We start from the raw sequence: 21,112 nt of genomic DNA on the forward strand, positions 1-21,112 counted from the left end.
GGAGGACATCCTCAGCGGCCGACTGACAGGCCGTGGACAGCAACGCCACCGCCACCACAACAGTACCTCCAGAGACTCATCCGTACGTCACTTCCAGCGTTGGGCCAGGGTGCTCCTACAGATAGAACGTGGTAGTACGCGATCGTCGGAGACATCGGCCCCGGCCCAGTCTGGCAGCGTGAAGGCCTCGTCCTCGGACTGCAGCTCGATCTCGGCCACCACCAGCCCGCGGTTGTCGCCCTCGAACACGTCCACCTCCCACACATGCCCGGCCACCGGGACATGATAACGGGTCTTCTCCACCAGCCGGCCCAGGCTGAGACTGTCCAGCATCTCCTCCGCCTCGGTCAGCGGGATGGCGTATTCGTATTCCAGCCGCCGGATGCCCAGCTCGGCACTCTTGATGTTGAGCCAGGCCTTATCACCCGCGGTACGCACCCGCACCGAGGCCTTGACGTCGGTCTCGCCGATCACCCGGGTCAGATAGCCCTGGCGGTAACGCACGCCGGCATCGGCCTGTTCACGCCAGGCGTCGGAGGTGACCAGGAATTTGCGTTCGATTTCGATTGGCAATGTGAGTCAGCTTTCAGCGATATGCTTCTTACCAGGAGACATAAGCAGAGACCGATCTATTATTACTCAGGGGGCAGGCTTACACTCACCATCGTCATTCCCGCCAGGGCGGGAATCCATACACCGCCGCGGTAGTGGATCCCCGCCTTGCGCGGGATGACGGCGCTTCGGGGGCTTAGCCTATATGCCTCCTCACACCTGAGTAATAATTTGATTCTGCGTCCGCTGCGCCCTGTGTCCCCAGCTATCAATGACCCATGACTCACCGGCCGCCGAGCCGGATCGACGCTCGTCTCGCCAGCGCCGGAAATCGGCCGGCGGCTTCACGGACCATGAGGATTGTCCAGCAGGAACCTGGTCCGATACTGCACAGCAGCTGTTCCAGCCGGGCCGGGCCGCCGGCTTTTTTGGTCCAGCCGCATAGTGCGCCTCGACGTAGGCCAGCAAGCATCAGGCCCAAGCTCACGCATGCCGCGGCCCGGCCACTGCCACAGCAGCCGGGCGCGCGTGCAAATATTCGGTCCCCGAAAGGACTACAACACAGTTTGAGCTGAGGTCCTGATATGACCGATGGCACGGGTGGGGTTCAATCCCTTGGACAGGCCTCGAAGCAGTTCAGTGATGGGTGTGGCAGCGGAACAGCTTGAATGGACCTTCACATAGGCATCCAGGCGCGTCCTCTGTTGCCGGTCGCGGCTGTCGCCAGAATCGCCAGGACGGCAGCAGTGCGGCCGGCCAGGACTTGTCCGGGTTCCACAGAAGGACGACAGGAGGTCGAGTGCAGGCACACAGGATGCACCGTACAGGCCGTCCAGGCGTTTTTTCGCGCTCCTCGGCTCGGCAGGCGCTCGACCTCGGGCTCGGGGTCCGCGGTTGATCAACACAGGGCCTGTCCTCGCGGTACTGCTGTTATAAGTTCCAGTCCACGATCAGGTCGCGTATCACCGGCTGCCCAGGCAGCGGGCGCAGGGTAGACCGCGTCCTTGCAATTCCTTGAGCGGGGTACGCAGGCCAACCGTTGCGACCGTTTGATGTCATGGCCGTCCGAGCCGCACACCCCTCCTGACAAGAGCGCAAAGCTCAGGTCTCGTACTGCGCCTTCAAGCCAGCAGCGCATCGAGCAGCACATCCGGGCGAGGTCCCGGCCTGCACTCGAAGTCCTGCATGTAGGCCGGCGGTCGATGTCCTGATTGTAGTCGATAATGGAATATCTCATCATAACTCGCTCCTGTGGGCGGTGAAGGTGTCCACGCTCGCGGCTTGATGACGCACCGGCCCTTGAAATCCACCCGCTGGTCCTGCTTGTAGAACAGCGAATGCCTGAGCCACTGAGTGTCGTCCCGCTCGGGATAATCGATGCGCGAATGCGCACCCCGGCTCTCGCGGCGCTCCAGTGCCGAGCAGACGGTGGCCAGCGCCACGTCCATCAGATTCTCCAGTTCCAGGGCCTCGATGCGGGCGGTGTTGAACACCTTGCTGTGATCCTCGGGCCGTCATAGGCCAGCCCGCCCTGCAGGAGCCAGCGCCCGGTCCACACCCGCGCGCAGCAACTCCTCGGTGCGGAGACACCGAAGTAATCCCCATCACCGTCTGCAGGCTCGCACGGATCGCGCCACCCGCTCGCCCCGGCCCGGACTGTCCCAGCGGGCCAGGCGTTTCACCAGCGCCGGGTCCCGCTTTCCTAGTTGACGGCGGTGGATACGGTGGCTGGCCAGGAATCGATATGTAGAATTGGCCGCGGCGCGGCCCGAACACCAGGATGTCCAGCAGCGAGTTTGGCCGCCGAGCGGTTGGGCGCCTTTACTGAGACCAGGCGCAATTCCGCCAGCCGCATACAGCCCCCCTGGGCCACCGGCTCCTCCGGCCCGTTGTGCTCGGGGCGACCACCTGGCCGGTGCGGTTGGCGGAATCCTCCCATGGTGTGAGTGGCATGGAGTAGACGGGGATGGGCTCGCTCGGCCGGTCGATGTGAGGAAGGGTTCTTCACCGTGTCGCTATGCCGGGCAGGCGCTTGCCACCACCTCCTCACCCATAGGATCCAGCTTGAGCAGCACATGGTCCCGATCCGGGCCACAGCCGCGGCCCTCGCGCACCTCGGTGGCAATGGCGCGACTGACCACGTCGCGGCTGGCCAGATCCTTGGCCCGGGGCGCATAGCGTTCCATGAAGCGCTCGCCGTCGCCGTTGAGCAGATAGCCACCCTCGCCGCGCGCCCCCTCGGTGATCAGCATGCCCTTGCCGGCGATGCCGGTGGGGATGGTACTGGAAGAACTCCAATGCCGGCGCGTGATGCCGGCGCGCAGGGCCATGCCCATGCCGCGCCGGTAGTGAAATCAGGGCAGTGTGGCTGGTGCGGAACCGCTGTCCCCGCCCCGCCGGTGGCCAGCAGCTGGGTCCCTTGGCCTCGATGACGAAGGGCTCGCCGGGGCGAGATCCACGCCAAGCCGCGCCCAGCACGGCGCCCTCCTCCGCATCCTGGATCAGGTCGAGGGCGAAGTACTCATCGAAGAAGTGGGTACGGGCGCGGATGTTCTGCTGGTACAGCGAGTGCAGAATGGCGTGCCCGGTACGGTCGGCCGCGGCACAGGTGCGCGCGGCCTGCTCGCCGCCGAAATTGCGGCTCTGGCCGCCGAAGGCGCGCTGGTAGATGCGGCCGTTGTCCAGGCGCGAGAAGGGCACACCCATGTGATCCAGCTCGTAGACCACCCGCGGCGCGGCGCGGCACATGTACTCGATGGCATCCTGGTCACCCAGATAGTCGCTGCCCTTGACGGTGTCGAACATGTGCCAGTGCCAGTTGTCCGGCAGCACATTGGCCAGGGCGGCATTGACCCCGCCCTGGGCGGCCACCGTGTGCGAGCGGGTGGGAAACACCTTGGACACCACCGCCACGCGGGCCTCGGCGCGCGACAGCTGCAGCGCGGCCCGCAGCCCGCCGCCGCCGGCACCGATGATCAGGGCATCGAATTTGCGCACCGGAAGATTCATTGTCCCACCACCGCAAACACCACCCGTAGCGACCACAGCCCGCATCCGCCCAGCACCACCGCCACCAGCGCCATCAGGCTCACCCGCAGGCCGGTGTGGCGCGCATAGTCCATGATCACGTCGCGCACCCCGACCCAGGCGTGGATCAGCAGGGTGACGATGAACAGGGCCGTGGCCAGGTTGGGCAGCGGCGCAGCCAGCCAGGCCTGCCACTGGGCGTGGCTGTGCAGCGGCTGCCACAGGAACCAGACCCCGGTCACCAGGATATAGAGGGCGATATAGGCCGCTGTGAAACGCTGCAGCAGCCAGGCCCGCAGGCCGTGCGCCTGGCGGCTCACAGCACCCCCCCGACGAACAGCAGCGCGGCCAGCGGGGCGGCCAGGGTCGCCACCCAGGCCATGCGCCGGGCCGCAGTCAGTTCCATGCCCAGGTCCAGATCCAGCAACAGAAAGCGGATGCCGGCGAACAGGTGGTGAAAGACGATCCAGGCCAGCAGCAGCAGTGCCGCCCGCCCTGCCGTGCCCTCGAGCCAGGCAGCGGCGCGCGCATAGCCGGCCGGGTCGCGCAGCGACAGCTCCAGCAGCCAGGCGGCCACGGGCAGCAGCAGGAACAGCAGAACGCCGGTCAGGCGGTGCAGGATGGAGGTCACCGCGCCGATGGGCTGACGGATCGCCAGCAGGTTGAGAAATTTGGGGCGTGAGTCGTGGGGCATGGATTGCGGCTTTTTGGGGATTTTATAGCATTGCAACCTGGAAATTGCCACAAGAGTATCATTAATCCGTCACAGCGCGGCAGACCGCAGGTTTCATGCCGGATTTCCCTGCAATCCCTGCCTGAGATTGACTGCGGCACACCGGAAGTGATACTCAGCAGTTCGAACACCAACCCGCGGAGCGGATGCAATCATGAAACAGCAGTGGAAGGCCTTTCTCGAGGACAACGGCGCCGAATTCGACGCCACCGGCGTGGTGACCAGCTTCGGCAGCCCCCGGCGCGAACTCAGCGTGGCCCTGACCGGCAACGTCTTCGCCGACCTGTCGGACATCACCGTCATCGCCGCCCACGGCAGGGATTGTCAGGTCCTTCCTGCAGGGCCAGTTCAGCAATGATGTCACCAATGTCAGCGCCTCGCGCAGCCAGCTGTCCTCCTACTGTACGCCCAAGGGCCGTATGCTGGCCAACTTCCGCCTGTTCGCGCGTGATGACGGCATCTACATCGCCCTGCCCGCCGCGCTCAGCGAGACCTTCCTGCAGCGGCTGCGCATGTTCGTGCTCATGTCCGATGTCACGCTCGAGGACGTGAGCGAGAACTTCATTCATCTGGGCGTCTCCGGCCCGGATGTCCCGGCCGAGCTGGAGGCCGCACTGGGCGAGGTACCGCGGTCGGTCGACGACGCGCTGACCCTGGGCGAGTGCACCCTGATCCGCACGCCCGGTATCCATCCCCGCTTCGAGGTCTATGGCACGCTGGAGTGCATGAAGAAACTCTGGGAGGTACTCAATGTACGCGGCGCCCCGGTGGGGCAGCCGGCCTGGGGCCTGCTGCGGGTGATGGCCGGGGTTCCCATGATCCAGCCCGGTACCAGCGAGGCCTTCGTGCCGCAGATGGCCAACATGGAGCTGATCAACGGGGTCAACTTCAAGAAGGGCTGCTATCCGGGTCAGGAGGTGGTCGCCCGCATGCAGTATCTCGGCAAACTCAAGCGACGCATGTACCTGGGCCGGATCGCGGCCGAGCCACCGCCCGAGCCCGGTGCCGAGCTGTACGCTGCAGACGGCGGCGAGCAGGCCGTGGGCCGGATCGTCGAGGCCTACCCCCACTCCGATGGCGGCTGCATGGCGCTGGCAGTGGTGCAGATCGGCAGTATGAATGCCGGAACGGTCCATCTGGGCGCGGCCGATGGGCCGGTGTTCGAGCCGGCCGAACTGCCCTACGAACTGCCTGAGGCGGCGGAAGAAGTGAGTAAGTAGGTCGGGTTAGCGCAGCGTAACCCGACAAGGTGCGGCCACGATGTCGGATTACGCCCTGCGGGCCAATCCGACCTACATGAGTGCCGCGCAAGCAGCGCCGCTCAGCCGGCACCGCCCTCCTGCAGCCAGCCGCATTCCCGGATCTTCGTCTCCAGCTCGTCCGCCGGCATGGCGTGGCCGAAATAATAGCCCTGGGCGATGTCGCAGCCCAGCGCCTTGAGCCGGTTCAGTACCCGGGCGTTCTCCACCCCCTCGGCCACCACCGACAGCCCCAGGTTGTGCGCCAGATCGATGGTGGAGTGGACGATGACCAGATCGTCGGGGTTGTGTTCCATCTCGATGACGAAAGAGCGGTCGATCTTGAGTTCACTCACCGGCAGTCGCTTGAGCCGGCTCAGTGAGGAATGGCCGGTGCCGAAATCGTCGATGGAGAAATACACACCCCGCCGCTGCAGCCGCAGCAGGGTCTGGCTGAGCCGGCCATAGTCGCTCAGGAACAGATTCTCCGTGATCTCCAGCATCAACCGTCCGCGCAGTTCCCATTTATCCAACAGTGCCTCCAGCTCGTCCGGGAAGGCCGGGTTGAGCAGGCTGTGCACCGACAGGTTGGCCGAGACCGTGAAGTCATAACCCTGATCGCTCCAGCGCGCGGCCTGCTCCACGGCGGTATTGAGCACCCATTGGTTGAAACTGGATATCAGCCGTGACTGTTCCAGGGAATGCACGAAGGCGGTGGGGGGGATCAGGCCGCGCTCCGGCTGCGGCCAGCGTGCCAGGGCCTCCACCCCGACCAGACGGCCGCTGCGGATATCCAGCTTGGGCTGATAGTGCAGCTGGAACTGCTGCTCGTTGAGTGCCCGGCGCAGGTCGCCGAGCAGGATCAGCTGCTGCGGGCTGTAGGTGTCGTCGCTGGCATCGTACACGGCCAGACTCTGTTTGCTCGACTTGGCCTGGTACATGGCCATGTCGGCATGGCGAAGCAGGGTGGTGAGGTCTGTGCCGTGGTCGGGATAGACGGCGATGCCGATGCTGGCGGTCATGGACAGGCTGTGACCGTCCAGTTCGAAGCTGGAATCGAGCGTTCGCAGCAGGTTGCCGGCCAGCTCCGCCGCCTTGGCTTCGTCGGCATTGGGCAGCAGCAGTCCGAACTCATCGCCGCCCAGCCGCCCGACCGTGTCGGAGTAGCGGGTGATCTCGCCGAAGCGCTCGCTGACCAGCTTGAGCAGGCGATCGCCGAACTCGTGGCCGAAGGTGTCGTTGACCTCCTTGAACTGGTCCAGGTCCAGCAGCAGGATGGCCAGCGGCTGGGCGATGACACCGGCCACGGTCAGCCCCTGCTGAATGCGGTCGCGGAACAGGGTACGGTTGGGCAGACCGGTCAGCTCATCATACAGGGACAGGTATTCCAGCTCGCGGTTGGCCGTGACCAGTGCCTCGTTGAGCTGCTGCAGCTGCTGCTGGTAGCGCTCGGCGTCCTGGCGGGCCTGTTCCAGCTTCTCGAAGGCCAGGGCGTTTTCCAGCGCCACCACCACCTGGGAGGCGAACAGGCTGAGCAGGTTGAGGTCGGCCCGGGTGAAGTCCGCCCCGTCGAGCTTGCGCAGTCCGGCCAGGCCGCCGAGGAAGGCCCCCTTGCCCACCAGCGGCACCATCAGCACGGTGCCGGCCTGGTCCTCCCAACGGGTACGTTCGTTCGTGTCCAGTTCGTCGAGCACGCCGCGCCACCAGGGCTTCTTGTTGCGCCAGACCCAGCCGCAGATGCCCTGGTCGATGGGCAGGCTCTCGCCGACCGTGTCCTGGGCATATTCACCGGATGCGGCCTCGTAGGTGTAATGGGTGCGTTCAGGGTTGAGTACCGGGACCAGCACGGTCTCGGCCTGGATGATTTCGCGCGCGCGGTCAGCGATCAGCTGCAGGACCACGGCCGGATCCCGCTCGCGGCCGACGGCCAGGGCGGTCTCTTTCAGCAGCTCAAGCTCGTATTCACGCTGCCGCAGGGTGTTGCGAAGCGCCTCGGTTTCCGGATCCGGGCGCTGGGTCGGGCTTCCCATGGAGGCGACACCTGTCGTTGTAATTGTATCGGCTGAAAGACTTTAACCGCTTTATAGCGAATGCATACTATCTATTTATTATTCCTTTAAAAATACCCCTCCTGTCCCGTATAAGGCCAGATCGGACAAAAGCTGTCAAGTTTTGGCGTGAGGCGTGAGGCGTGAGGCGTGAGGCGTGAGGCGTGAGGCGTGAGGCGTGAGGCGTGAGCAAGTGTGCGGCCCGGACCACGGCCGTCAAGCCTGTTTCGCTCACGCTTCACGCTTAACGTCTCACGTCTCCCCCACTTTCCGCATATGCGGAAACAGCAGCACGTCGCGGATGGAGGGGGAATCGGTGAACAGCATCACCAGCCGGTCGATGCCGATGCCCTCACCGGCCGTGGGCGGCATGCCGTGCTCCAGAGCGGCGACATAATCGGCGTCGAAGTGCATGGCCTCCTCGTCGCCGGCCTCCTTTTCCTGGACCTGCTGCCGGAAGCGCTCGGCCTGGTCCTCGGCGTCGTTGAGCTCGGAGAAACCGTTGGCGATCTCGCGCCCACCGACGAAGAACTCGAACCGATCGGTGACAAAGGGGTCGGCGTCGCTGCGCCGGGCCAGGGGCGAGACCTCGGTGGGATAGGCGGTAATGAAGGTCGGATCCTTCAGGCGGTGCTCGACCGTCTTCTCGAAGATCTCGATCTGCACCTTGCCCAGGCCATAGCTGTCCCTCAGGGGAATCCCCAGCCCCGCGGCGACCTTTCTCGCCTCCTCCAGGTTGGTGATCCGGGCCTCGCCGATGTCCGGGTTGAAGTGCAGGATGGACTCCTTCACCGTCATGCGGGCGAAGGGCCTGGAGAAATCGTAGGTCTCGCCCTGGTATTCGATCTGCTGGGTGCCCAGGATATCGCGCGCCATGTCGCGCAGCAGGGTCTCGGTCAGGTCCATCAGGTCATGATAGTCGGCGTAGGCCTGGTAGAACTCCAGCATGGTGAATTCCGGATTGTGCCGGGTGGAGAGGCCCTCGTTGCGGAAGTTGCGGTTGATCTCGTAGACCTTCTCGAAACCGCCCACCACCAGACGCTTGAGATACAGCTCCGGGGCGATGCGCAGGAACAGCTGCATCTCCAGGGCATTGTGGTGGGTCACGAAGGGCCGCGCCGCTGCCCCGCCGGGAATGGCCTGCATCATGGGGGTCTCCACCTCCAGAAAATCCCGCGCGTTGAGGAAATCGCGGATGTACTGGACGATGCGGGTGCGCGTTCGGAACACCTCGCGCGCCACCTCGTTCATGATGAGATCGAGATAACGCTGGCGGTAACGCGCCTCGGTGTCGGTCAGGCCGTGATATTTCTCCGGCAGCGGGCGCAGCGACTTGGTCAGCAGCCGCAGGCTGTCGACCTTCACGCTCAGTTCGCCGGTCTTCGTCTTGAACAGGATACCCTCGGCGCCGAGGATGTCGCCCACGTCCCAGCCCTTGAATTCCTGGTAGCGGCCTTCCGGCAGGGCATCACGCTGCACGAACAACTGGATGCGGCCCGACATGTCCAGCAGTTGGGCAAAGCTGGCCTTGCCCATGACACGCTTGGCCATCATGCGGCCGGCCACGCTGACCCGGATGGGGTTGTCGTCGAAGAACTCCGGCGCCTTGTCGCCGTACTCGGCGTGCAGCTCGCCGGCCACCACGTTGCGGCGGTAATCGTTGGGGAAGGCATTACCCTGCTCGCGCAGCGTCTGCAGCTTGCGCCGGCGCTCGGCGATCAGACGGTGCTCCTCTTCGCGGGTGTCGGTGGCGTTGTTGGTGTCGTTGGCGTCGGTCATGGTCAATGTCGTATCTGGTTAGTTAAAAGCCCCTCTCCCTCCCAGGGAGAGGGGTTGGGGTGAGGGTATGTTGTGCTGCCTGCCCCCTCACCCTGGCCCTCTCCCCCAGTGGGGGAGAGGGGGAGGATCCCAAGTCGGGTTACAAGCCGGATTTGAGGCTGGCCTCGATGAAGGGGTCCAGGTCGCCGTCGAGCACACCCTGGGTGTTGCCCACCTCAACGCCGGTACGCAGGTCCTTGATGCGCGACTGGTCCAGCACGTAGGAGCGGATCTGGCTGCCCCAGCCGATGTCCGATTTGCTCTCCTCCACGCTCTGCTGCTCGGCACGGCGCTTCTGCATCTCCATTTCGTACAGCTTGGCCTTGAGCTGCTTCATGGCCGAGGCACGGTTCTTGTGCTGGGAGCGGTCGCTCTGGCACGCCACCACGATGCCGCTGGGCTCGTGGGTGATGCGGATGGCGGACTCGGTTCGGTTCACATGCTGGCCGCCGGCGCCGCTGGCGCGGTAGGTGTCGACCCTGAGGTCCGCCGGATTGATATCGATGTCGAAATCCTCGTCCACCTCGGGCGAGACGAACACCGAGGCGAATGAGGTATGCCGGCGGTTGCCCGAATCATAGGGCGACTTGCGCACCAGCCGGTGCACGCCGGTCTCGGTACGCAGCCAGCCGAAGGCATAGGACCCCTCGACCTTCACGGTCGCGCTCTTGATGCCGGCGACCTCGCCCTCGGAGGCCTCGATGATCTCGGTGGTGAAACCGTGCCGCTCGGCCCAGCGCAGGTACATGCGCAGCAGCATCTCGGCCCAGTCCTGGGCCTCGGTACCGCCGGACCCGGCCTGGATGTCGACGAAGGCGTTGCTTTCGTCCATCTCGCCCGAGAACATGCGCCGGAATTCCATCGCCTCGACCCGCTGTTCCAGCTCGGCCACATCGGCCTGCACCGACTCGAAGGTCTCGGCGTCATCCTCCTCGGCGGCCAGCGTGATCAGTTCCTCGGCATCGGCGAAACGCTCGCCGAGTTCGTCCAGCGCATGCACCACCTCGCTCAGGCGGGCGCGCTCCTGGCCCAGCTGCTGGGCCTTCCCGGGATCGTTCCAGACGTTCGGGTCCTCGAGTTCGCGTTCAACCTCTTCCAGCCGGTCCTTCCTGCCGGCATAGTCAAAGATACCCCCTCAGGGACTCACAGCGCCCTTGCAGATCCTTGATGCGGTTCAGAACAGGATTGACTTCCAGCATGGTGTGACGATTCCTTGAATACGCTGTCGCCCCGACTCAGGAGGCGGCGATGCTGTTGGGATTCTCGCGCCGCTGGCGCACGGCCGCGGCCAGCTGTTCCAGCAGACCCACGGTTTCGTCCCAGCCGATGCAGGCATCGGTGATGCTCTGGCCGAACACCAGCTCGCGGTCGGGAACCACGTCCTGGCGGCCGCCCTTGAGATGGCTCTCGGCCATGACTCCCACGATGCGGTTGTCACCGGCGGCGATCTGGCCGGCCACGTCCCCGCCCACGATCAACTGACGCTTGTGCTGCTTGAGGCTGTTGGCGTGACTGAAATCGACCATCAACCGCGGCGGCAGACCGGCCGCTTCCAGCTCCTGGCTGGCCTGATCGATGCTCACGGCGTCGTAATTGGGCTGTTTGCCGCCGCGCAGGATGATGTGGCAGTCATCATTGCCGCGAGTGGAGAAGATGGCCGAGTGCCCCTGCTTGGTCATGGACAGGAAGTTGTGCGGCTGCGAGGCCGAGCGGATGGCATCGACCGCCACCCGCAGGGTGCCGTCGGTGCCGTTCTTGAATCCGACCGGGCAGGACAGACCCGAGGCCAGCTCGCGGTGGACCTGACTCTCGGTGGTCCGCGCGCCGATCGCACCCCAGCTGACCAGGTCGGCCACGTACTGGGGACTGACCAGGTCGAGGAACTCGGTCGCCGCCGGCACGCCCATCTCGTTGAGATCGCACAGCAGCTTGCGCGCCACCCGCAGCCCCTTGTTGATGTGGAAGCTGCCGTCCAGGTCGGGATCGTTGATCAGCCCCTTCCAGCCGACCGTGGTGCGCGGCTTTTCGAAATACACCCGCATGACGATCAGCAGATCACTTGAGAGGGTGTCGCGCATGACCTTGAGCCGGCGGGCGTATTCGGTCGCCGCCGCCGGGTCGTGGATCGAACAGGGCCCGACGATGACCAGCAGCCTGTCGTCCTCGCCCTGCAGGATACGGTGGATCGCCTCGCGCGTGGAAAAGACCGTCCGCGAGGCATCATCACTGAGAGGATACTCCTCGTGGACCTGGGCGGGCGGACTGACCTCCCGGATCTCGCGGATTCGCAGATCGTCGGTGTGGTAATGCTGGTTCATCGGGGTGCTTTCCGGCGTTGGCACGGGCCTGCAGTGGTTGCGGTAAACCTCGCATTATTCCAGAAATCCGGCGTTCTGTCAGGCCATAAGCAGCAAGCCGTGGTGCCATAGCTGTCGTTCTGGGAACCAACCTGAACTTAACTGTTTTCCCGTCACCCCGGCAGAGGCCGGGATGACGGTGTGGCAGGTAGCGGAATCCGTTGGTCCGTGCGCCAGCAACCCGGGCGATGAACGTGGAGGAAATCAGTCCAGGTCGAAATCGGGCGGCGGCGGGCTGCCGTCGTGGATGCGGTTCCAGCGGTGCTGGCGATAGGCCTCGCGGGTGAACAGATAGCCGTCCAGGGCCGCCGTGTCGCGCATGCGGCTGGCGCCGAGCAATCGTGCCCGGGTATCCACCACCCGCAGGGCGACCAGGCCGTACTGCCAGCTTTCGTCGTCGACATAGTACAGCGGACTGAGATAGCCGTCCGGCACCATGCCGACGGTGTCGCGCACCGTGCTCGGCCCCAGGAAAGGCAGGACCAGATACCAGCCTTCACCGAAGCCCCATCTGGCGAAGGTCTGCCCGAAGTCCTCGTCGTGACGCTGCAGGCCCATCGGCGTGGCCACATCGAACAACCCCAGCACACCGAAGGTGCTGTTGAAGATGAAGCGGGTGGAGTCACCGGCGCCCTGTTCGAACTTGCCCTGCAGAACCGCGTTGGTGGCGGTCAGGGGTTCGCCCAGATTGGAGTAGAAGTTGCTGACATGCCTGCGGGCCGGCGCCGGGACATAATCCTGGTAGCCTTCCGCGACCGGTTTCAGCAGATAGCGATCGAAGTGCTCGTTGAACTGGTAGACCGCCCGGTTGACGGGCTCCAGCGGGTCGCTGACCTCATCCTCCGGCGCCACCACGGCGCAGCCGGCGCCCAGCACGGCCGCCAGCAGAGGAAGGAAAAGGCGTAAGAGGAAAGAGCTGCAAGCTCCCTGCATTGTTGTTGTCTCCCCGGTGTACCACGTTCCTGCGTCGCACAACTGAACGGCAGACTAGCAGAATTCTTGATCGGGAGACAGTTGGGGCAGGCTGGTAATGACGCAGAGGACGCGAAGGCGCAAAGTGCAAAAATCAATATTATTGTTATCTCTTTGCGTCTCTGCGCCTTAGCGTGCTCTGCGTTTGATTCGCTTAGATTGGTGACCCTGAGAATTGGTCGGGGCGAGAGGGTGAGACGCGACCGTGCGTCCGGTGGACGCACGCAGCGCGGCGAACGCCCGCAGGGCCGGAAATCCGAACGCCCCGATAAAACAGTTGGCAGCCGAAGGCTGCTATACCCTTGATTGGTCGGGGCGAGAGGGTGAAGCCTGACCGTTCGTCCAGCGGACGAACGCAGCAGGCTGAACGCCCGACAGGGCCGGAAATCCGAACGCCCCATAGAAAAAATCGCAGCCGACAGGCTGCTATACCTTGATTTGGTCGGGGCGAGAGGATTCGAACCTCCGACCACCGCAACCCCATTGCGGTGCGCTACCAGACTGCGCTACGCCCCGAAAAAGAACGGCCTGCCCGCGGGCAGGCGGCACATGATACCGATTTCCAGGTCCGGAGGAAACGTTCTTTGGGTTCTCTGTCATTGCGAGCGCAGCGCGGCAATCCCGTAATGAAGAATCAATCAGTTGGAGATTGCCGCGGCGCTACGCGCCTCGCAATGACGGGGATCAGCAATACCCTCAGCGCTTGAGGATATGCAGCAGATCCTCGAGCTCCATGCGCATCTGGCGGATGATCTGCTGGCTCTGGTTGATGTCGTCCCTGGCCTCGTCGCCGGACAGCCGCTGACGGGCGCCGCCGATGGTAAAGCCCTGTTCATACAACAGGCTGCGGATCTGACGGATCATGATCACGTCATGGCGCTGGTAATAGCGCCGGTTGCCGCGGCGCTTGACCGGCTTGAGCTGGGGGAATTCCTGCTCCCAGTAACGCAGCACGTGGGGCTTCACACCGCACAGCTCGCTGACCTCACCGATGGTGAAATAGCGCTTCCCGGGGATCGGGGGCAGCTCGTCGTTATTGCTCGCTTCCAGCATAGGCCTCCACCCTCGACTTGAGTTTCTGGCCGGGCCGGAAGGTCACCACGCGTCGCGCGGTGATGGGAATCTCTTCGCCTGTCTTGGGGTTACGGCCGGGACGCTGGTTCTTGTCACGCAGGTCGAAATTGCCGAACCCCGAAAGTTTGACCTGATGGCCGCTCTCGAGCGCGAGGCGCACCTCCTCGAAAAACATCTCCACCAGTTCCTTGGCCTCGCGCTTGTTCAGGCCCAGTTCTTCGAAAAGTCGTTCTGCCAGATCCGCTTTCGTCAACGCCATCGGTCTACTCTCTCAAGCTAGCTCCCAGATCCTGTTGCAGGGCCGTTGTTACCTCATCCACGACGGTCTGCACATCCTGATCGGTAAGTGTGCGTGAAGAATCCTGTAGAATCAAGCCTAAAGCGATGCTTTTTCGACCCGTTTCTACGCCTTTGCCCTGGTAAACGTCAAAAATACGCAATTCCTTTAGCCGCGCACCCCCGGCCTGGCGCACCCGGGCCGCAATTGCACCCGCCGGAACCGCCTCATCGACCAGCAGCGCCAGGTCGCGGCGGATGGCGGGATAGCGGGAAATGGCCTCGAAGGCGGCCTTGCGGCCTGCCGCAACGGCGGCAATTTCCAGCTCGAACAACTGGGTATCGGCCGGAAGCTCGAGTTCTTCGGCATGCCGCGGATGCAGGGTGCCGAGCCAGCCCACCGCCCGGCCGTCGCGCAGGATACGGGCCGAGCGCCCCGGATGCAGGGCCGGATGCTGGCCGGCCTCGAACATGAAGGCCTCGAAGCAGCCGCCCAGGCGCAGCAGGGCCTCCACATCCGCCTTGGCATCGTAGAAATCCACACCGGCCCCGGCCACGCCCCACTGCTCCGGCAGCGGGCGGCCGCAGAGCACGCCAGCGATGTAAGATTCCTGTTTTATTTCATTGTCTTGAGATATAAAGTTAAGGCCTTGCTCGAATAAGCGTACCCGCTCCTGCTGGCGGCGCAGATTGTGGCCCAACGCGCCCAGCAGCCCCGGCCAGAGCGTGCTGCGCATCACCGCCAGGTCAGCCGAAATGGGATTGGCCAGGGGGATGGCCCGATGCTCGGGATCGAGCCGTTCCTGCAGCCCGGCATCGACAAAGCTGTAGGTGATGGCCTCCTGGTAACCCCGCTCGACCAGGGCCAGGCGCAGCCGCCGGCCGTCTATCTGCTCCTCACGCTGCGGGGTCATCTGCAGCCGTCCTGCCGGGGCGCGGCTGGGCAGGCGGTTGTAGCCATGGACCCGGCCCAGTTCCTCGATCAGGTCGGCCTCGATGGCGAGATCGAAGCGGTGGCTGGGCGGGGTGACCGACCAGTCTTCCCGTTCGGCGTCCACGGCGCAGCCCAGGCCCTCCAGAATCCCGACCACCTCGGCGGGTTTCAGCTCGAAGCCGAGCAGACGGCGGATGCGGGCGGAGCGCAACCGGATGGCCGGCCGGCGGGGCAGGTGTGCCTCGCTGCTCACCTCGATCACCGGGCCGGGGCGGCCGCCGCAGATATCCAGCAGCAGCCGTGTGGCCCGGTCCAGGGCCCGGATCTGGAGTTCGGGGTCCACCCCGCGCTCGAAACGGTAGGAGGAATCGGTCTGCAGACCGTAGGCCCGCGCCCGCCCGGCAATATGCAGGGGGTCGAAAAAGGCACATTCCAGAAAGACGTCGCGAGTGCTGTCACTCACGCCGGAGCCCTCCCCGCCCATCACCCCGGCCAGGGCCAGAGGCTGGCGGGCATCGGCAATCACCAGGCTGTCGGCAGCCAGCGCCACCTCGCGCCCGTCCAGCAGGGTGAGCTTCTCACCCGGCGCGGCGAAGCGCACCCGGATACCATCCTGCAGCTGTCCCAGATCGAAGCCATGCATGGGCTGACCCAGCTCCAGCAGCACATAGTTGGTGACGTCGATCACCGGGCCCAGCGGCCGGATGCCGCCGCGCCGCAGGCGTTCCTGCATCCACAGCGGGGTAACAGCGCCGGGGTCGATACCCCGGATCACCCGACCCAGGTAGCGCGGGCAGGCCGCCGGTGCGTCCACCGTCACCGGGAAACTGTCCTCGACCTGTGCGGCGACCGGCTCGATGGCAGGCGGGGTCAGGTCGCAGTCATTGAGCAGCGCCACCTCGCGCGCGATGCCCTCCATGCCCAGACAGTCACCGCGATTGGGCGTGAGATCGACCTCGATGATGCTGTCCTCGAGTTTGAGATAGTCGCGGATATCGGTTCCGACCGGGGCGTCGGCCGGCAGCGCCATCAGTCCGGCATGATCCTCGGACAGGCCCAGTTCACGGGCCGAACACAGCATGCCGAAGGATTCCACCCCGCGCAGTTTCGCCTTCTTGATCTTCAGCCCGCCGGGCAGTTTCCCGCCGACCAGCGCGACCGGGGCGCGCATGCCCTGATGCACATTGGGCGCGCCGCACACAATCTGGAGCGGATCAGCGCCCTGCCCTGCATCGACCCGGCACACCCGCAGCTTGTCCGCGTCCGGGTGCGGCGAGACCTCGAGCACCTCGCCCACCACCACCGAGTCGAAGCCGCCGGCGGCCGGCTCGATGGAATCGACCTCCAGCCCGGCCATGGTCAACTGCTCGGCCAGTTCGGCCGTGCCGACCGGCGGGTTCACCCATTCACGCAACCACTGTTCGCTGACTTTCATTGTTTATCGTTCGCTGTTTGAAACCCAATAATTTAACGCAGAGGCGCAAATAAACGTTGTATAACGTCATTGCGAGCGCAGCGTGGCAATCTCTTAAATCTGGCGAAAACATTGAGAGATTGCCGCGTCGCTACGCTCCTCGCAATGACGAGCATTTGATACTCTGCGTCTCTGCGCCTCTGCGTTGAAACGATCTTGTCACCCGAACTGCCGCAGAAACCGCAGGTCGTTCTCGAAGAACAGGCGCAGGTCGTTCACCCCGTAGCGCAGCATGGCCAGGCGCTCCACGCCCATGCCGAAGGCGAAGCCGGTATACTGCTCGTTGTCGATACCCACGTGCTCGAACACCTTCGGGTGCACCATGCCGCAGCCCAGCACCTCCAGCCAGCCGGTGTGGCTGCACACCCGGCAGCCCTTGCCGTCGCACATGACGCATTCCATGTCCACCTCGGCCGAGGGTTCGGTGAAGGGGAAATAGGACGGGCGGAAGCGCACGCCCAGGTCGCGTTCGAAGAAGTGCTTGAGGAAATCGTCCAGGATGCCCTTGAGATCGACGAAGCTGACGTCGGTATCGACCATCAGGCCCTCGACCTGGTGGAACATGGGGGTGTGGGTAAGATCCGAGTCACAGCGGTAGACCCGGCCCGGGGCGATGACGCGCAACGGCGGGGTGCGGTTCTCCATCACCCGGATCTGCACCGGCGAGGTATGGGTGCGCAACACCCGGCCGTCCTCGAAATAGAAGGTGTCGTGCATGGCGCGCGCAGGGTGGTGGGCCGGGATGTTGAGCGCCTCGAAGTTGTGGTAATCGTCCTCGATCTCAGGGCCGAGCGCGACCTCGAAACCCAGCCCCGCGAACAGCGCCTCGATGCGCTCCAGGGTGCGGGTGACGGGATGCAGGCCGCCGGCGACCTGGCCGCGGCCCGGGAGGGTGACATCAAGGGTCTCCCCGGCCAGCCGACGGTCCAGCTCGGCCTGCTGCAGGTCGGACTTGCGCGCCTCGATGGCCTGCTGCACCGCCTCCTTGGCCTGGTTGATGACCTGGCCGGCCTGCTTGCGCTCGTCCGGCGGCAGCTGGCCCAGCTGCTTGAGCTGGGCGGTGAGCAGGCCCTTCTTGCCCAGGTACTGGACGCGGACGTCATCCAGGGCGCGCAGATCGGCCGCGGCGGCGACCGCATCCAGCGCCTGTCGGGTCAGCTTGTCGATGTCGTCCTGCACGGGGAGCAGTACTCCTGATTTATTGTTCGAATCAAAAACCTCAACGCAGAGGCGCAAAGGCCGCAAAGGGTACAAATGAGTTTCGTCATTGCGAGGCGCATAGCGCCGCGGCAATCTCTCACTGTTTCGGCCACATTGAAGAGATTGCCGCGCTTCGCTCGCAATGACATATATCTTCTTTGCGTCCCCTGCGCCTGTACGTTGAGATCTTCCGTCTTCACGAAGAAAAAAGGGAAGGCACAGCCGGCCTTCCCTTTTTGACTTGCTTCTCTTTGACGACGTGTTGCCGCGAAAAGAGCCTGCGGCCTCAGGCCGCCAGGTTGGCCTTGGCCTGCTCGGCGATCTTCGCAAAGGCCGCCTTGTCCTGCACGGCGATGTCGGCCAGCACCTTGCGGTCGATCTCGATCTCGGCCTTCTTCAGGCCGTTGATCAGCCGGCTGTAGGACAGACCGTTCTCGCGCGCGGCGGCGTTGATGCGCGCGATCCACAGGGCGCGGAACTGACGCTTGCGCTGACGGCGGTCACGATAGGCATACTGGCCGGCCTTGATGACGGCCTGCTTGGCCACGCGGAAGACCTTGCGGCGGGCACCGTAGTAGCCCTTGGCCTTCTTCATGATCTTGTTGTGACGCTTGCGGGCGATCACACCACGTTTGACTCGTGCCATGGTTGATTACCTCCCGCTCACTTGAAGGGCAGCATCTGTTTGACTGCCGCCACATCCGCTTCGTGGATGTAGGCAGGGCTGCCAAGCTGACGCTTCCGCTTGCTGCTTTTCTTGGTCAGGATATGACGGCGATGCGACTGGAATCGTTTGAAACCGCCCTTCGCCGTCCGCTTGAAGCGCTTCGCAGCACCCCGATTGGACTTCATCTTCGGCATTTTCATGCACTCCGTATTTGCAGGTCGCCTGCGGCGCCTGGAACATTAAACGACAGCGATCGGTTGATCGCTCACTTTTTCGGGGACATGACCATGACCATCTGGCGACCTTCCATCTTCGGGAACTGCTCGACTGTGCCGTACTCCTCCAGGTCGTTCTTGACCCGTTCCAGCAAGTCGCGCCCGAGATCCTGGTGCGCCATCTCACGGCCACGAAAGCGCAGGGTCACCTTGACCCTGTCCCCTTCCTCTAGGAAACGTATCAGGTTGCGGAGTTTGACCCGATAATCCCCTATGTCGGTGCCCGGCCGGAACTTGATTTCCTTGACCTGCACCTGCTTCTGCTTCTTCCTGGCGGACTGTTGCTTCTTCTGCTGATCGAACCGGAACTTGCCATAATCCATCAGGCGGCATACGGGAGGCTCGGCATTGGGTGAAATCTCCACCAGGTCCAGGCTGGCCTCCTCGGCCATCTCCATTGCCCTGGCGAAGGGAACCACGCCGATCTGTTCACCGTCCTCTGCAACCAGCCGCACTTCCTGTGCCGTAATCTTTTCGTTGATCCGGTGCTGCTCTTTTGATTTAGCGATATCTCAGTCCTCCACGTGCATAACAATTCGGCCATGGCTGCTCACCTCGGCGGCGAGACGTTCTGCGAACGTCTCCAGGGACATGGTGCCCAGATCCTTGCCGCCGCGCGTACGCACAGCCACGGTACCGGTTTCTGCCTCGCGGTCCCCGATGACCAGCAGATAGGGGACACGCTGCAGTGTGTGCTCGCGGATTTTAAAGCCGATCTTTTCGTTTCTCAAGTCGGAAATGACCCGGATACCCTGATTTTGCAGGAATTCTTCCGCCTGGCGCAGAAAACCCGCCTGGCGGTCGGTGATATTGAGCAAAACCGCCTGCACCGGGGCCAGCCAGGCGGGGAATCTGCCCTCATAGTGCTCGATCAGGATCCCGATGAAGCGCTCCAGCGAGCCCAGGATGGCCCGGTGCAGCATCACCGGGACCTGCTTGCTGCCGTCCTCGGCGATATAGGTCGCCCCCAGCCGGGCCGGCATGGAGAAATCCAGCTGGATGGTGCCCAGCTGCCAGACCCGGCCCAGGCAGTCCTTGAGCGAGAACTCGATCTTGGGGCCGTAGAAGGCGCCCTCGCCCGGCTGCAGCTCCCAGTCCAGATGCTTGTGGTTGAGGGCGTCCTCCAGGGCCTTTTCCGCCTTGTCCCACAGGGCGTCCTCCCCGACCCGCTGCTCGGGCCGGGTGGAGAGCTTGATCAGGACCTCCTCGAAGCCGAAGTCGCGGTAGACCTCGAACAGCAGATCGATGAAGGCCGACACCTCCTCCAGGATCTGCCCCTCGGTGCAGAAGATGTGGGCATCGTCCTGGACGAAGCCGCGCACCCGCATCAGCCCGTGCAGGGTGCCGGAGGGCTCGTTGCGGTGGCAGGAGCCGAACTCGGCCAGGCGCAGCGGCAGGTCGCGGTAGCTCTTCAGGCCGTGGTTGTAGATCTGGATATGGGCCGGGCAGTTCATCGGCTTGACCGCGTAGTCGCGGTTCTCCGAGTGGGTGGTGAACATCATGTCCTGGAACTTCTCCCAGTGCCCGGACTGTTCCCACAGGCTGCGGTCGATCACCGAGGGGGTGTGGACCTCCTGGTAGCCGTGGCGGCGCAGCTTGGCGCGGATATAGTCCTGGATGCCCAGGTAGACCTGCCAGCCGCGGTCGTGCCAGAACACCATGCCCGGCGCCTCTTCCTGGGTGTGGAACAGGTCCATGGCCTTGCCCAGCTTGCGGTGGTCGCGCTTCTCGGCCTCCTCCAGGCGCTTGAGATAGGCCTTGAGCTCCTTTTTGTCGCGCCAGGCGGTGCCGTAGATGCGCTGCAGCATGGCGTTGTCCGAGTCCCCGCGCCAGTAGGCGCCGGCCAGCTTGGTCAGCTTGAAGCCCTGGCCGAGCCGCCCGGTGCTGGGCAGGTGCGGACCGCGGCAGACGTCGAACCAGTCGCCCTGACGGTAGACTGAAATGGCCTCGCCCGCGGGGATATCGCGGATGATCTCGGCCTTGTAGGTCTCGCCGATGGACTCGAAGGTACGGATGGCCTCCTCGCGGTCCCAGACCTCGCGCTGGATAGGCAGATCGCGCTTGACGATCTCCTGCATCCGCTCCTCGATCCGCTTCAGATCCTCGGGGGTGAAGGGCTCGTCGCGGGCGAAATCGTAGTAGAAGCCGTCCTCGATGGCCGGGCCGATGGTGACCTGGGTACCGGGATAGAGCTCCTGCACCGCCTGGGCCATGACGTGAGCGGCATCGTGGCGCAGCAGTTCCAGCGCGTCCTCGTCACGACTGGTGACGATGGCCAGCTCGGCATCCTGGTCTATAGTGTGACTGAGATCGACCATGCGGCCGTCGACCCTGCCGGCCAGCGCGGCCTTGGCCAGGCCGGGACCGATGTCGGCGGCGACGTCCCGAACAGTGACGGGATGATCGAAGCTGCGCTGACTGCCGTCGGGAAGGGTGATCGTGGGCATGCTGCTCTCCAGTGGTGACC

The 21,112-nt window shown here is 64.2% G+C and carries 20 protein-coding genes, 1 tRNA gene and 1 pseudogene; 2 read left to right on the top strand and 20 right to left on the bottom strand.

Annotated features, from left to right (window positions below; all coding sequences use genetic code 11):
• Positions 1–87 precede the first annotated feature (87 nt).
• The 6 genes and pseudogenes from D6C00_RS15200 to sdhC form a co-directional block, all read right to left on the bottom strand.
• Positions 88–573, bottom strand: a complete 486-nt coding sequence (locus D6C00_RS15200) for a CYTH domain-containing protein (protein WP_125182663.1) — start codon at positions 571–573, stop codon at positions 88–90.
• Positions 574–1,673: 1,100 nt separating this feature from the next.
• Positions 1,674–2,045, bottom strand: coding sequence for a hypothetical protein (locus tag D6C00_RS16230; protein ID WP_241546954.1), 372 nt, complete (start codon positions 2,043–2,045; stop codon positions 1,674–1,676).
• Between the two features lie 522 nt (positions 2,046–2,567).
• The gene (locus D6C00_RS16235; protein WP_317623024.1) at positions 2,568–2,888 is read right to left on the bottom strand and encodes an FAD-binding protein; all 321 of its coding nucleotides are present in this window, start codon (positions 2,886–2,888) and stop codon (positions 2,568–2,570) included.
• Positions 2,863–3,606: pseudogene (locus D6C00_RS16240) on the bottom strand (FAD-binding protein); the annotation flags it as partial. The gene D6C00_RS16235 and the pseudogene D6C00_RS16240, both read right to left, overlap by 26 nt.
• Positions 3,558–3,899, bottom strand: a complete 342-nt coding sequence (gene sdhD, locus D6C00_RS15210) for a succinate dehydrogenase, hydrophobic membrane anchor protein (RefSeq protein WP_158675461.1) — start codon at positions 3,897–3,899, stop codon at positions 3,558–3,560. The gene sdhD and the pseudogene D6C00_RS16240, both read right to left, overlap by 49 nt.
• Positions 3,896–4,273 carry a succinate dehydrogenase, cytochrome b556 subunit gene (gene sdhC / locus D6C00_RS15215; RefSeq protein WP_125182665.1) on the bottom strand — a complete coding sequence of 126 codons (378 nt, stop codon included), beginning with the start codon at positions 4,271–4,273 and terminating at the stop codon, positions 3,896–3,898. Before sdhC ends, sdhD begins: the two co-directional genes overlap by 4 nt.
• Before the next feature lie 193 nt (positions 4,274–4,466).
• On the opposite strand from sdhC, the gene D6C00_RS15220 reads away from it, so the two are divergent.
• Both D6C00_RS15220 and ygfZ read left to right on the top strand, forming a co-directional pair.
• Positions 4,467–4,670, top strand: a complete 204-nt coding sequence (locus tag D6C00_RS15220) for a hypothetical protein (RefSeq protein WP_125182666.1) — start codon at positions 4,467–4,469, stop codon at positions 4,668–4,670.
• On the top strand, positions 4,648–5,532 hold the full coding sequence (gene ygfZ, locus D6C00_RS15225) for a CAF17-like 4Fe-4S cluster assembly/insertion protein YgfZ (RefSeq protein ID WP_241546963.1): 885 nt from the start codon (positions 4,648–4,650) through the stop codon (positions 5,530–5,532). Before D6C00_RS15220 ends, ygfZ begins: the two co-directional genes overlap by 23 nt.
• 101 nt (positions 5,533–5,633) lie before the next feature.
• On the opposite strand, the gene D6C00_RS15230 is transcribed toward ygfZ, so the two are convergent.
• From D6C00_RS15230 to thrS, 14 genes are all read right to left on the bottom strand, one after another.
• Positions 5,634–7,580 carry a putative bifunctional diguanylate cyclase/phosphodiesterase gene (locus D6C00_RS15230; protein ID WP_125182668.1) on the bottom strand — a complete coding sequence of 649 codons (1,947 nt, stop codon included), beginning with the start codon at positions 7,578–7,580 and terminating at the stop codon, positions 5,634–5,636.
• Positions 7,581–7,850: 270 nt separating this feature from the next.
• The gene (gene lysS, locus D6C00_RS15240; protein WP_125182669.1) at positions 7,851–9,377 is read right to left on the bottom strand and encodes a lysine--tRNA ligase; all 1,527 of its coding nucleotides are present in this window, start codon (positions 9,375–9,377) and stop codon (positions 7,851–7,853) included.
• A 139-nt stretch (positions 9,378–9,516) separates the two neighbouring features.
• A protein-coding gene (gene prfB, locus D6C00_RS15245) for a peptide chain release factor 2 (protein ID WP_125182670.1) occupies positions 9,517–10,615 on the bottom strand; the annotation gives its coding sequence in 2 pieces (ribosomal slippage) (positions 9,517–10,539 and positions 10,541–10,615; 1,098 coding nt in all).
• Positions 10,616–10,651: 36 nt separating this feature from the next.
• Positions 10,652–11,734 carry a 3-deoxy-7-phosphoheptulonate synthase AroG gene (gene aroG, locus D6C00_RS15250; RefSeq protein ID WP_125182671.1) on the bottom strand — a complete coding sequence of 361 codons (1,083 nt, stop codon included), beginning with the start codon at positions 11,732–11,734 and terminating at the stop codon, positions 10,652–10,654.
• 243 nt (positions 11,735–11,977) lie between these two features.
• The gene (locus tag D6C00_RS15255) at positions 11,978–12,649 is read right to left on the bottom strand and encodes an MlaA family lipoprotein (RefSeq protein ID WP_206609624.1); all 672 of its coding nucleotides are present in this window, start codon (positions 12,647–12,649) and stop codon (positions 11,978–11,980) included.
• A 535-nt stretch (positions 12,650–13,184) separates the two neighbouring features.
• Positions 13,185–13,261 (bottom strand) — tRNA-Pro (locus D6C00_RS15260).
• 180 nt (positions 13,262–13,441) lie between these two features.
• Positions 13,442–13,798: a MerR family transcriptional regulator gene (locus tag D6C00_RS15265; RefSeq protein ID WP_125182673.1), complete on the bottom strand. Its 357-nt coding sequence runs from the start codon at positions 13,796–13,798 to the stop codon at positions 13,442–13,444.
• A complete protein-coding gene (ihfA, locus tag D6C00_RS15270) occupies positions 13,779–14,078 on the bottom strand; it encodes an integration host factor subunit alpha (protein ID WP_096366606.1) in 300 nt (99 codons plus the stop codon). The genes D6C00_RS15265 and ihfA overlap by 20 nt, the downstream gene beginning before the upstream one ends.
• Positions 14,079–14,082: 4 nt before the next feature.
• Complete coding sequence (gene pheT, locus D6C00_RS15275) at positions 14,083–16,464, bottom strand: phenylalanine--tRNA ligase subunit beta (RefSeq protein ID WP_125182674.1); 2,382 nt, start codon at positions 16,462–16,464, stop codon at positions 14,083–14,085.
• Between the two features lie 198 nt (positions 16,465–16,662).
• Positions 16,663–17,682 carry a phenylalanine--tRNA ligase subunit alpha gene (gene pheS / locus D6C00_RS15280; protein WP_125182675.1) on the bottom strand — a complete coding sequence of 340 codons (1,020 nt, stop codon included), beginning with the start codon at positions 17,680–17,682 and terminating at the stop codon, positions 16,663–16,665.
• Between the two features lie 307 nt (positions 17,683–17,989).
• The gene (gene rplT, locus D6C00_RS15285) at positions 17,990–18,349 is read right to left on the bottom strand and encodes a 50S ribosomal protein L20 (RefSeq protein ID WP_125182676.1); all 360 of its coding nucleotides are present in this window, start codon (positions 18,347–18,349) and stop codon (positions 17,990–17,992) included.
• Between the two features lie 17 nt (positions 18,350–18,366).
• Positions 18,367–18,564: a 50S ribosomal protein L35 gene (rpmI, locus tag D6C00_RS15290; RefSeq protein WP_096366610.1), complete on the bottom strand. Its 198-nt coding sequence runs from the start codon at positions 18,562–18,564 to the stop codon at positions 18,367–18,369.
• Between the two features lie 71 nt (positions 18,565–18,635).
• Positions 18,636–19,154, bottom strand: coding sequence for a translation initiation factor IF-3 (gene infC / locus D6C00_RS15295; RefSeq protein ID WP_125182677.1), 519 nt, complete (start codon positions 19,152–19,154; stop codon positions 18,636–18,638).
• A 3-nt stretch (positions 19,155–19,157) separates the two neighbouring features.
• Positions 19,158–21,092 carry a threonine--tRNA ligase gene (thrS, locus tag D6C00_RS15300; RefSeq protein ID WP_125182678.1) on the bottom strand — a complete coding sequence of 645 codons (1,935 nt, stop codon included), beginning with the start codon at positions 21,090–21,092 and terminating at the stop codon, positions 19,158–19,160.
• Positions 21,093–21,112: the final 20 nt, after the last annotated feature.

It is taken from the genome of Thiohalobacter thiocyanaticus (assembly GCF_003932505.1).
Classification (GTDB): Bacteria; Pseudomonadota; Gammaproteobacteria; order Thiohalobacterales; family Thiohalobacteraceae; genus Thiohalobacter; species Thiohalobacter thiocyanaticus.

What these genes read in the sequence shown, in the direction of transcription:
- lysS (WP_125182669.1), bottom strand. Translation starts at nt 9,377, where the DNA reads ATGACCGACGCCAACGACACCAACAACGCCACCGACACCCGCGAAGAG.
- D6C00_RS15265 (WP_125182673.1), bottom strand. Translation starts at nt 13,798, where the DNA reads ATGCTGGAAGCGAGCAATAACGACGAGCTGCCCCCGATCCCCGGGAAG.
- D6C00_RS16235 (WP_317623024.1), bottom strand. Translation starts at nt 2,888, where the DNA reads ATGGGCATGGCCCTGCGCGCCGGCATCACGCGCCGGCATTGGAGTTCT.
- D6C00_RS15230 (WP_125182668.1), bottom strand. Translation starts at nt 7,580, where the DNA reads ATGGGAAGCCCGACCCAGCGCCCGGATCCGGAAACCGAGGCGCTTCGC.
- rpmI (WP_096366610.1), bottom strand. Translation starts at nt 18,564, where the DNA reads ATGCCGAAGATGAAGTCCAATCGGGGTGCTGCGAAGCGCTTCAAGCGG.
- ihfA (WP_096366606.1), bottom strand. Translation starts at nt 14,078, where the DNA reads ATGGCGTTGACGAAAGCGGATCTGGCAGAACGACTTTTCGAAGAACTG.
- D6C00_RS15220 (WP_125182666.1), top strand. Translation starts at nt 4,467, where the DNA reads ATGAAACAGCAGTGGAAGGCCTTTCTCGAGGACAACGGCGCCGAATTC.
- aroG (WP_125182671.1), bottom strand. Translation starts at nt 11,734, where the DNA reads ATGAACCAGCATTACCACACCGACGATCTGCGAATCCGCGAGATCCGG.
- pheT (WP_125182674.1), bottom strand. Translation starts at nt 16,464, where the DNA reads ATGAAAGTCAGCGAACAGTGGTTGCGTGAATGGGTGAACCCGCCGGTC.
- rplT (WP_125182676.1), bottom strand. Translation starts at nt 18,349, where the DNA reads ATGGCACGAGTCAAACGTGGTGTGATCGCCCGCAAGCGTCACAACAAG.
- sdhC (WP_125182665.1), bottom strand. Translation starts at nt 4,273, where the DNA reads ATGCCCCACGACTCACGCCCCAAATTTCTCAACCTGCTGGCGATCCGT.
- thrS (WP_125182678.1), bottom strand. Translation starts at nt 21,092, where the DNA reads ATGCCCACGATCACCCTTCCCGACGGCAGTCAGCGCAGCTTCGATCAT.